The organism is Natronobacillus azotifigens, assembly GCF_026805325.1.
Taxonomy (GTDB): Bacteria; Bacillota; Bacilli; order Bacillales; family Amphibacillaceae; genus Natronobacillus; species Natronobacillus azotifigens.
Window position 1 is genome coordinate 1 of the sequence record NZ_JAPRAT010000045.1, and the last position, 11,744, is coordinate 11,744.

Genomic DNA, 11,744 nt, shown 5'->3' on the forward strand with positions numbered 1-11,744 from the left:
GTTAAGAATGATTGTAAGGATACCAAAAATCCGCCCTGATTAACGTTTCACTTTTTCTACATTGTTCACATGAAATCTAAAAAATTATGAGAGAAAGTAGAATGAGAATAGTTTCCTAAATATACTTGTTCGTGTTAAGATAAATACGAGGATTTGATAAAAGGGGGAATTTGCGTGTCCCAGACGAACAAAACACGGACAACAGTTGACATATACGGAAAGTCCTATACGATTATTGGTGAAGAAAATGTCCACCATATGCGCATGGTCGCTAGTATGGTTGATGATAAAATGCGTGCAATTTATGAAGCGAATAAAAGTTTGGACACTACTAGATTGGCAGTGTTAACAGCGGTAAACATGGTGAACGATTATTTGAAATTACAAGAAGAAAATCAAGTATTATCAAAAAAATTAGCAGAGAAAGAGGAAAGTGACAACAATGATTGATCTTTTAATATTGGCTTTATTGGTTTTAGGTGTTTTACGAGGATTAAAACGGGGATTTATCTTGCAATTTTTTCATTTTATTAGCTTTTTTGTAGCGTTTTTTGTGGCGGTATTTTTCTATGGTTCGTTGGCTCAACAACTGGAGATGATTATTCCGTATCCGAGAATAGGAAGTGATGAATGGGCATTCTTTCTCGATTCATTACCATTAGAATCAGCCTATTATAACGCGATAGCTTTTGCAATCTTATTTTTTGTCACAAAGATTGTTTTAAGCATCATTAGTTCCATGTTAGATTTTGTTGCGGAGTTACCGATCCTCAATATGGTAAATGGTTTACTAGGGGCCGTCTTTGGCTTTTTTGAGACATATCTTGTTTTATTTGTCTTATTGTATATTGGATCATTATTACCGATTTCTTTTATCCAAAACTTATTGGAAAGTTCAAGTATGGCAGCATTTATTGTTGAACACACCCCAATCTTTTCTAATCAGGTTCGAACATTGTGGTTTGAACATGTATTAAGCTAGATGAATTTTTGATAGAAAAAACCCTTGCTTATCATTAATGCAAGGGTTTTTCTCCATACGATTAGTAAATCATAAGTAAGGAAATTATTCGTTCAGGTTGGCGTGCAACGTGAATAGAAAAGTCCAAGTGCTAATCAGTCAATGGTTTTGTTTTTTAATGGAGGGAAAAAGATGACAATCGATAAAAAAGATATCATTCACTTATTAGAAGAGATTGCAGTATATCAGGAATTAAAAGGGGAGAATCCTTTTAAAATATCAGCATATCGAAAAGCCGCACAGGCATTAGAGACAGATGATCGGTCTCTAAGTGAAATTCCTGACTTTACCAAGCTAAATGGAATTGGGAAGGGTACGGCTTCCGTAATCGAAACCTATATCGAAACAGGAACATCAGATACGTTAAAACAATTAAAGGAAGAAGTACCATCAGGGCTTGTTCCACTTTTGGACTTACCAGGTCTTGGTGGAAAAAAACTTGCGAAGCTCTATCAAGAATTAGGGGTAACCGATCAATCAGAACTGAAGCAAGCTTGTGAAGCAGGTGAAGTTGCTGAATTAAAAGGTTTTGGTAAAAAATCAGAAGAGAAAATTTTGAAATCGATTGAAGAAGCTTTGATAAGACCAGAACGGCTTCCAATAGCTTTTATGCTACCCATCGCAAGAAAGATGGAAGCCTATTTGGCAACAATTCCATCCGTTCAACAATTTTCACTAGCTGGTAGTATGCGAAGAATGCGAGAAACGATCAAAGATCTAGATTTTATCATTGCAAGTGATCAACCTGAGCAGGTAAAAGAACAGTTATTGCAAATCGACAATACGAAAGAAGTGATTGCAGCTGGCGACACAAAAATTTCGATTGTTTTAGCAGAGAAGTATGCGGTGAATGTAGATTTTCGGATTGTTTCTCCTGCACAATATGCAACGACATTGCATCACTTTACCGGATCTAAAGATCACAATGTAGCCATGCGTCAACGAGCAAAAGAACAAGGCGAGAAGATTAGTGAATATGGAGTTGAAGTACTCGACACAGGTGAAGTGATTACTTTTTCATCAGAAGCAGAATTCTTTGGACACTTTGGTTTGGAATATATCCCGCCAGAAGTGCGAGAAAACAACGGAGAAATCGATGCGTTTGATCAAAAAGTAGAACTCGTAACCGAAGATGCGATCAAAGGTGATTTGCATATGCACTCAACTTGGAGTGATGGTGCCCAATCGGTTGAAGAAATGGTACAACATACATTGGAATTGGGATACGAATATATTGCAATCACGGATCATTCAAAATTTCTAAAAGTTGCGAATGGCTTAGATGAAGACCGTTTGAGAAAGCAAAGACGAGAGATCGAGCGATTGCGTAAGACTTATCCAGAAATAACAATCTTTGCGGGAGTAGAGATGGATATTTTACCAGATGGATCGTTGGATTTCGAGGATGAATTTCTTTCTGAACTTGATTTTGTCATTGGGTCGATTCATTCCAGTTTTCAACAATCTGAGCAAGAAATAATGGCACGTTTATCCAACGCCATGAAGAATCCTCATGTAAAGATGATCGCCCATCCGACGGGACGTTTAATTGGAAGACGAGCAGGTTACCGGGTTCATATGGAACAATTAATTCAACAAGCAAAAGAAACCAATACGATATTAGAATTGAATGCAAATCCAAAACGATTTGACCTTTCGGCTCAATGGGTGAGAAAAGCACAAGATGCAGGTGTGAAGATCGCTATCAATACTGATGCACACAATAAAGCGTCGCTTCGTTATATGCAGGAAGGTGTACGAATTGGAAATAGAGGTTGGTTACGTCCAGAAACGGTTGTGAATACATGGACGAAAGAACAATTACTTAGCTTTTGGCAAAGTAAATAGTAAAAGGGGTTATTTAAGATGAACGAAAGAATCTTTCGTGTATTAGAATTTCATAAAATATTAGAAAATTTAGCAGATCAAGCGGCATCTTCCTTAGGAAAAGAACAAGCGCGTAAACTAAAGCCATCAACAGATTTAGCGGAAGTGATTCATCTCCAAGATGAAACAGATCAGGCAGTGCAGATTATTCGGTTACATGGAAATGTGCCACTTGGTGGTATTGTTGATATTCGACCGAGTCTCAAGCGAGCAGAGATTGGTGGGATCTTAAATCCGCAAGAGTGCTTGCAAATTGCTGGTACGATTTATGGCGGAAAGCAATTACGTCGTTTTATTGAAAAATTAGAAGAACCAGAAGTGCCGATTATTCGAGAATGGGTTACTCAAATCGAGCCATTAAATGAGCTAGAACGAGAAATAAAGCATTGCATTGATGATCACGGCCATGTAATGGATGGTGCTTCCGATAAACTACGTTCGATTCGGTCAAAAATCCGTACAAGTGAAAGTCGTATTCGAGATCGTTTAGAAAGCTTTACAAAATCGAAAAGCAAAATGTTGTCTGACGCGATTGTTACGATTCGGAATGATCGTTATGTTCTGCCAGTTAAACAAGAATATCGTGGCGCAATCGGAGGGATCGTTCATGATCAATCTGCTTCAGGCCAAACACTATTTATGGAGCCCCAAGCCGTTGTAGAAATTAATAATGTATTATCCGAAGCAAAAGTTCAAGAAAAAGCAGAGATTGAAAGAATCTTGAGAGATTTATCGATGCGTATTGCTTCTGATCATGAATTATTACGACAAAATGTGGAAGCATTAGCCGCATTAGATTTTATTTTTGCAAGAGCTAAATTAGCAGAGTCGATGCATGCAGCGATGCCAAAAATGAATGATCAAGGAATTATTGAGATCAAACAAGCTCGCCATCCACTGCTAACGGACGAAGAAGTAGTACCGAACGATGTATTTTTAGGTAAGGATTATCACGCAATTGTTATTACCGGTCCGAATACCGGTGGAAAGACCGTTACACTGAAATTAGTTGGCTTATGTACGTTAATGGCTCAATCAGGATTACAAATTCCTGCGTTAGATGGATGTAAACTTTCTGTATTCGATGAAGTGTTTGCTGACATCGGTGACGAACAATCGATAGAGCAAAGCTTGAGTACGTTCTCTTCTCACATGACGAACATCGTTGATATTTTAACCAAAGTACATGAAAAAACGCTTGTCTTGTTTGATGAGTTAGGTGCCGGAACAGATCCCCAAGAAGGTGCAGCTTTAGCGATGGCGATTCTCGATGATGTTGTCAAAAGAAAAGCAAGAATCATTGCGACGACACACTATCCGGAATTAAAGGCATATGGATATAACCGAGATGGTATCATTAACGCCTCAGTTGAATTTGATGTTCAAACTTTGAAACCAACCTATCGATTATTAATTGGTGTTCCTGGTCGAAGTAACGCGTTTGAAATATCACGTCGATTAGGATTAGAATCTGATGTGATTGATGCAGCCAAAAGTTTAGTCGGCACAGATTCAACAAGTGTAGAAAATATGATTGCATCCTTAGATACTGCTCGCAAAAAGGCAGAACAAGATTACGAAGATGCAGACCAGACGTTACAAGATGCACAGCAATTAAAAAGAGATCTTGAAAAACAATGGCAACAATTTGAGCGTGAACGAGAAGCACTTTATCAAAAAGCAGAAGAAAAAGCCGAGAAAGCACTACAAAAAGCTCGTCAAGAAGCAGAAGATATTGTTGCGACGATTCGCGATATGAAGGGGCAAGCTACACTTAAAGAGCATGAATGGATTGAGGCAAGGAAATTGTTTGATGAAGCTCAACCAGATCTAACGAAGAAAAAAGCTAAAAACACAGCTCCAGAACCTCAAGCAAAAAGCAAAGAGACCTTAACACCAGGTGATGAAGTGAAGCTTCTAACATTAGATCAAAGAGGAACCATTATCGAACAAGTGAATAAAAATGAGTACCAAGTCCAAGTCGGAATTATGAAAATGAAAGTGAAACGAAAAGATTTGCAGCTAATGAAGCGGGAAAATCCTGTAGTAGAAAAACCGATGGCAACAGTAAGAGGTTCAAATTATCACGTCAAAACAGAATTAGATTTGCGTGGGGAACGGTATGAAGATGCTTTACAACAAGTGGAGAAATATGTAGATGATGCCCTGCTCGCTGGTTACCCACAAGTTTCAATTATCCATGGTAAGGGTACTGGTGCACTAAGAAAAGGTGTGCAAGAATTTGCGAAGCGACACCGTCAAATTAGTGATTACCGAGCAGGCTCCATGAATGAAGGTGGGAGTGGGGTAACGATTTTGGAATTTAAATAATTTTTTGTTGATCGGCTCGTTGGTATGGTTCGATTGCTTCAGGTTACACTATTCGTGTGAGCAGAGAACTAGCCAACAAATGCCCCTAGGTGGTATACTAATTTTTGAATAAAAAGAGAAAGTATTTAGGAGGTTTATCTAATGGCAATTGTCAATGCAACAGATGAAACATTTGCAACAGAAACAGGCTCAGGATTGGTTCTCGCTGATTTTTGGGCACCATGGTGTGGTCCTTGTAAAATGATCGGACCCGTTTTGGAAGAACTAGATAGTGAAATGGGCGATAAAGTTAAAATCGTAAAATTAAATGTTGATGATAACCAAGCAACTGCAGGCCAATTTGGTGTAATGAGCATTCCAACACTATTACTTTTTAAAGACGGAGAAGTAATTGATACAGTTGTTGGTTTCCAACCAAAAGAAGCGTTAGAAGCACGAATTAATCAACATGCATAATTGAAAAGATCGTTTGTTACTTTCCAGTAGCAGACGATCTTTTTATTTCAGCGTGAAATGACGTCATTTATGTGAATGATAATGAAACTAATGTATTGCGGTGAGCATAGATTAGGTTAGGGATCTGAGTAAAGCTGCAACCTCGTCGAAAGAAGTGGTTATGCTTAGGTTGGAGCCAAAAAAGAGCTGTAACCTCGACAAAAGAAGCGCTTATGCTTAGGTTGGAGCCAAAAAAGAGCTGAAACCTCGTCAAAAGACGTAGTTATGCTTAGGTTGGAGCCAAAAAAGAGCTGTAACCTCGTCAAAAGAGGTGTTTATGCCTAGGTTGGATACAAAAAAGGGTTGCAACCTCGTCAAAAGAAGTGCTTATGCCTAGGTTTAGGTATAAAAAAGCCGCTAACCTCGACAAGATAGCCGATCTTGCTTAGGTTTAGGTAAAAAAATGCACCCAACCTCGTCCAGATACTAGATTGTGCCGCAAACAGATTAGTAACCTCAGCATAAAGCATTATCTATACACTAATAAACAATTAATGCCCAGTGAATTTACCGTCAATAAACCTGTACGCAGCTGATAGTTAATACACAAGGATCTTTTTTTGTTATAATTGAACTTAGTAAAAGTTATTACTTAAATGATCCTAAATTGTGATGGAGTGTCGTTAGATGTCAAAGCAAATCAAAGAAAAATTAGCAGTATTACCTGCAGAACCTGGTTGTTATTTGATGAAAGATAAACATAATACCGTTATTTATGTAGGAAAATCAAAGCGATTAAAAAACAGAGTACGCTCCTATTTTGCTGGTGCGAATGATCAGAAGACGCAGCGGTTGGTACAGGAAATTGTTGATTTTGAATATATTGTAACCTCATCTGAGATTGAAGCACTTATTTTAGAAATGAATTTAATCAAAAAATATGATCCAAAATATAATGTTTTATTAAAAGATGATAAAAGTTATCCTTATTTAAAAATCACCAATGAACGACATCCGAGATTAATTATTACGAGAAAAGTTGTGAAAGATAAAGGGAAATATTTTGGGCCGTATCCCAATGTGTTAGCTGCGCGAGAAACGAAGAAATTATTAGATCGAATTTACCCATTACGAAAATGTAATAACCCACCGGGTAAGCATTGTTTATACTATCATTTGGATCAGTGTTTAGCTTGTGCTAAAACTCCACCAAGTGCAGAAAGGTATAAAGATATTGTCCAAGATGTGGTTTCGTTTTTAAATGGTGGTCATAAAACAATCAAGAAGACATTGCAAGAAAAAATGCAAGCGGCGAGTGAAGATATGAATTACGAGCGTGCAATGGAATTACGTGATCAAGTCCAACATATTGATGCTATTATGGAGCAACAAAAGATGACACTCAACGATCAAGTCAATCGTGATGTGTTCCATTATGCGATTGATAAGGGATGGATGTGTGTTCAGGTCTTTTTTATTCGCCAAGGAAAATTAATCGAACGCGACGTGTCTATCTTTCCGTTTTTTGATGATGCAGAAGAAACATTTACAACGTTTATTGGTCGATTTTATCTGCATCAAAATCATCCGAAACCAAAACAAATTCTCGTGCCAGCACCAATTGATTTTGAGTTGTTGACAGAATTGTTAGAAGTAGACGTTACGATCCCATACCGTGGACGGAAGAAAGAATTAGTTGAGTTAGCCGGTCAAAATGCGGAAATTGCTTTAAAAGAAAAATTCTCCATAATTGAACGAGATGAAGAACGAACGATTAAGGCGGTAGAGCAATTGGGGGAGAAACTGCAAATCGAAACGCCACATCGAATTGAAGCATTTGATAATTCAAATATTCAAGGAACAGATCCAGTCTCGGCGATGGTTGTGTTTATTGATGGGCGCCCACAAAAAAAGGAATATCGAAAATATAAGGTGCGCGATGTAAAAGGTCCAGATGATTATGATACGATGCGAGAAGTGGTGAGACGCCGCTATACGAGAGTATTAAAGGAAAACTTGCCTTTACCTGATTTAATCTTGATTGATGGTAGTAAGGGACAAATGAGTGCCGCACTGGATGTTTTAGAAAATGAATTAGGGTTAGATATCCCACTCTGTGGTTTAGCGAAAGATGATAAGCACAAAACAAGTGAATTACTGTATGGCTATCCACCAACAGTTGTTCCATTAGACCGAAAATCACAAGAATTTTATTTGATTCAACGCATTCAGGATGAAGTTCACCGATTTGCGATTACCTTCCACAGACAACTTCGAGGGAAAAGTGCCTTTAAATCCGAACTAGACTCGATACCTGGTGTAGGAGAAAAGAGAAGAAAGTTATTATTAACACACTTTAAATCAGTTACGGAAATGAAGGAAGCTTCCTTGGATACCTTGAAAAGGCTAGGAATTCCAACGCCCACAGCTGAGACCATATTGGCTCACTTGAACAAAGAAGAGGATCTTGACTAGTATATCTAGTAAGATCCTCTTTTACATCCCGGTGCATTTGTTTCTAATTATCTAAAATGTTGAACGCGCAATTCAATGTAATTTTTTCTTGGTTTCGCTTCGTCTGTACATTCACATGCAAACCCGTTTAACTTTTCCATTGCGGCTGCAAGAAAGCCTGCTTCTAACCGATATTCGATGGCAATATCTTGTTTCATTCGATTGGTAACCGCTCTTCCTTGAAGGGTAAAGATTTGTTCAGCCCTTTTTTCTTTCGTTGTTTCCAGCGTTCCCCAACCAGTTAGATAGAAAAATTCAACGATTTGTTCGATGGACTTCCACTCGATTTCTCGGGCAATATTTTTTCCTAACACGTAAAGAATCGTATTTGCATCTTTTCCTAATAAATCGGGTAAGCACACATAACGAAGAAGGTCGTAACCTGATCCAGTTGATTGTAATTGTGAAACAACATTTTCTACTTGCTTTAAATTTTCATGCACGTTTCGTACCCCTTCCATACATTAGCCTAACTACTATTATCGCTTGTCTCGCAAAGGATTGCAACTGTGATTTACCCTGATTTGTTAAGCTGTAAACTCAACAGCAAAAATAAAAGAGAATAGGAATAAAAAAATAAATTTATGTTTTTCGATATTTACTAATTAAGTGAAATAACCATTTGGAGCAGGATAACTCACAGAAAAAAATTTTTGTCATACAATACTCTGACTAAATAAATTAATACCCTTCAGAACGCAGCTTTAAAGACAGCAAGGAGGGGTTTAGACTTGAAAGATAGTGACTATAAGCCGAAACAACTTTTGACTAAACGTGAAAAGGAAGTATTTGAACTCTTAGTACAAGACAAGACAACTAAGGACATAGCAGAAGAGTTATTTATTTCGCAAAAAACAGTCCGTAACCACATTTCAAATGTGTTGTATAGTGATTACAAATTTTAAATGTTTCAAACAAATAATTATGTCCAAAATAATATTTTCAATTAAGCAACAGTGAAAACATGAATTTTGTATAAGCTAAAAAAGCCTATTTTCTCAATGCTTAAGCAAGGATTTAGGCTTTCAGATTACAATGGCACCGATTGTATATCATGTTGTATGTTTAGTTAGAAGATCAAATTTACAAAAATAATGTAATCTTTAGGTACCCTCTATTACAAAATATTTATGTTCCTTTTTAATATTTGTCTCATACTCAAAAATCGTCTCAACTTTTATTCCTGCTTTATCGTGTTCACTAACACTAGAAACTTCATTTTCTTCTACTTTAAAAGACTTAGGGATGACTATATCAATAAGACTATTATTACTATAAACATATAACTTCGTTTTCAAATCAATTTCAATCTCTGAGTAGATATCAACTAGCAAAATATTATTTTTAAGGACAGTTTTGCAATTACCAATTATTTTTTTGCTTTGATCAAAAGTTCTAACGAATTCAAGGCAAACCTCTTTAGAAAGGTTTTTACCAAGGAGCTTGTAATATTTAATCCACTCTAATAAAATATCTATACTTTGAAACGTATCTACATGTGCATAATGTGAAACTAAATTTCTTTCTTGAATTAACCTTTTTAGTGCCTGAGATGTTTTATTTTCATGAAATAAACCATTATCAAAGGCCAATTCAAAAGAGTAAACAGCATCTTTCAGTTCACTAATATTGTTAAGTTTATGTTGTATATCAATATCTACTCTTTTAAATAATTTAGAGAGTTCATTAATATCCATATTTTTACTTGTATAAGATACTATATCTTTGTTTAAATCAAAAGAAATCTTTTCTTCATCGATGCTTAAGATTGCAGATTCAAATAAAAAACTAGGTAATTCGTGAAGTCTATATCTTTCTATTATAGAGTTGTTTTCGTAAAAGTCTTGTTTTTTTAAACTAAAGTAGATATAAAATATATCCTTTACAAATGTTTCCCACAAAGTATAGCCACGATTAATTATGGCCCCATAAACAATATCCCTATATTCTCTAAAATTAGCTTCATGTTTATTTTTATTAAATAATGTATACCTTTCTAGTGTTGACAAGTTATCTTCAAATTCTTTGTATTTAGAAATAAAATTTTGCATCTTATTTTCCCTCTAACACTTGTTCGAATACCATTTTAAACAAACCTTTTCTTCTTATGACATCACTTTTGTTATTATTTCTTCCATTAAAATCAATACTGTGACTTTTAAAGAGTTTTTCCATTTTTTTTATGACAACGTCTTTTCTTTCAATCAATATAGACGCCTTTTCTTTTTGATTTACATATTCACTTAATACATTCATTATGGGATCATAAACTAACTTTGAAGGGCTAGCATACCATATAAACTCGCCTTTCCTTTTTGTAAATAATAGAAAAGATTTATCTTCAAAAATAGCCTCAGTTAATTTTAATGTATTATTAAAAAGTTCTTCAAGGTTATTGTGAATTTCCTCATTATAGCTTTGATTAGCTTGCTTTAAGTATAAATCTAGTATGTCTTTTACTTTTGTAACTGAAATATAATCTAGTTGTCGGTAAGCAAAAAAACGCAATACTAATTCGACATCCTCCATTCTTATAAATACTTTTAAGTTTCTTTCCTTTTCTTCAATTATTTCAGAATCTTCATTAACAACTTCATGTTCTTTAAACGGCTTTATTTTCCATAACTTATGAAAGGTAGTATTTTCCCTTGCAATTTTCATACAAAGAGTATTAAAGTCTCCATCAAACAAAGCATTTCTAGTCTCTTGATCTGTTAATTTAGTACCACCTGTATTTAGTCTTTCAAAAACAAACTTCTTTAATATTTGTTCTTCTTTAATGCTTTTAGCTGTTTCATTTAGAATTACAATAGTTGATATATATCTTCTGTCAATTCCTTTTTGTACTTTGTCAGGTAATTGATCATACCTTTTATCGTTAAGTTCTGGCCAAACTTCCAACCCACTAAGAGAAAATTTGTTATCATAAAACTCATATAATGTAGATAATCTTTGTAATCCGTCCATGACCTCATACTTAGAGAATTCTATCTCATATAAAAAAACAGGAGGAACTGGAATGTTTATTATAAAAGATTCGATTAGTCTGGACTTTTGTATATCAGTCCAAACCCTTCTTCTTTGGTATTCGGGATTAAATTTCATATTTTTACTTAGAATTTCCTTTATATTTTGAAGGGGGTATCTCCCTTGTTCCGTTATAATACGCATTTCCCCACGCTGATATTTTTCGTTTATTTCGTCATTTGTTAAGGTTACACTATCTTGATCAGCACTCGAAAAGTCTAGTTTTTCATTTTCTAATAGCATTTTAAAACCTCCTGTTTTTTATGATACATTACTGACTTACTGACAATTAACAGTAATTACCCAATTTTTCCTCTTTAATTATTTTAACATACTACACTACTTTTATATTGTTTTTTTTAACAGTAACTTGGATTTTTAATATCGCAATTTATATTTAATAAATATTCTGACTAACGTTGCACTATAGATTATTGGAAAAGATTACCTTTGTTGAAAATCAATAAAACATATATACAGAAGGTCACTAGTGTTGCACTAATATAAATTAACTATTAAAAACATTCAT

10 protein-coding genes are annotated in these 11,744 nt (G+C 35.3%); 7 read left to right on the top strand and 3 right to left on the bottom strand.

The features are described from left to right. Positions 1-174 precede the first annotated feature (174 nt). From zapA to uvrC, 6 genes are all read left to right on the top strand, one after another. On the top strand, positions 175-450 hold the full coding sequence (zapA, locus tag OWO01_RS15305; RefSeq protein WP_268781352.1) for a cell division protein ZapA: 276 nt from the start codon (positions 175-177) through the stop codon (positions 448-450). Further along, a complete protein-coding gene (locus OWO01_RS15310; RefSeq protein WP_268781353.1) occupies positions 443-982 on the top strand; it encodes a CvpA family protein in 540 nt (179 codons plus the stop codon). Before zapA ends, OWO01_RS15310 begins: the two co-directional genes overlap by 8 nt. A 171-nt stretch (positions 983-1,153) precedes the next feature. Next, positions 1,154-2,869, top strand: coding sequence for a DNA polymerase/3'-5' exonuclease PolX (gene polX, locus OWO01_RS15315; protein WP_268781354.1), 1,716 nt, complete (start codon positions 1,154-1,156; stop codon positions 2,867-2,869). Positions 2,870-2,887: 18 nt separating this feature from the next. Continuing rightward, entirely contained in the window at positions 2,888-5,239 is a 2,352-nt protein-coding gene (locus OWO01_RS15320; RefSeq protein ID WP_268781355.1) for an endonuclease MutS2, read from the top strand. A 141-nt stretch (positions 5,240-5,380) separates the two neighbouring features. Next, entirely contained in the window at positions 5,381-5,695 is a 315-nt protein-coding gene (gene trxA / locus OWO01_RS15325) for a thioredoxin (RefSeq protein ID WP_268781356.1), read from the top strand. 666 nt (positions 5,696-6,361) lie between these two features. Further along, the gene (uvrC, locus tag OWO01_RS15330) at positions 6,362-8,149 is read left to right on the top strand and encodes an excinuclease ABC subunit UvrC (protein ID WP_268781357.1); all 1,788 of its coding nucleotides are present in this window, start codon (positions 6,362-6,364) and stop codon (positions 8,147-8,149) included. Positions 8,150-8,196: 47 nt separating this feature from the next. Here the strand turns inward: uvrC and OWO01_RS15335 are convergent, their stop codons facing one another. Further along, positions 8,197-8,631 (bottom strand): YslB family protein, encoded by a 435-nt coding sequence (locus tag OWO01_RS15335; protein ID WP_268781358.1) that lies wholly within the window; start codon positions 8,629-8,631, stop codon positions 8,197-8,199. Between the two features lie 288 nt (positions 8,632-8,919). Here OWO01_RS15335 and OWO01_RS15340 point away from each other — a divergent pair, with 288 nt between their 5' ends. After that, positions 8,920-9,093 carry a helix-turn-helix domain-containing protein gene (locus OWO01_RS15340; protein WP_268781359.1) on the top strand — a complete coding sequence of 58 codons (174 nt, stop codon included), beginning with the start codon at positions 8,920-8,922 and terminating at the stop codon, positions 9,091-9,093. Between the two features lie 198 nt (positions 9,094-9,291). Here the strand turns inward: OWO01_RS15340 and OWO01_RS15345 are convergent, their stop codons facing one another. Both OWO01_RS15345 and OWO01_RS15350 read right to left on the bottom strand, forming a co-directional pair. After that, positions 9,292-10,239, bottom strand: a complete 948-nt coding sequence (locus OWO01_RS15345) for a HEPN domain-containing protein (RefSeq protein WP_268781360.1) — start codon at positions 10,237-10,239, stop codon at positions 9,292-9,294. 1 nt (position 10,240) lies between these two features. Further along, on the bottom strand, positions 10,241-11,458 hold the full coding sequence (locus tag OWO01_RS15350) for a DUF262 domain-containing protein (RefSeq protein ID WP_268781361.1): 1,218 nt from the start codon (positions 11,456-11,458) through the stop codon (positions 10,241-10,243). Positions 11,459-11,744: the final 286 nt, after the last annotated feature.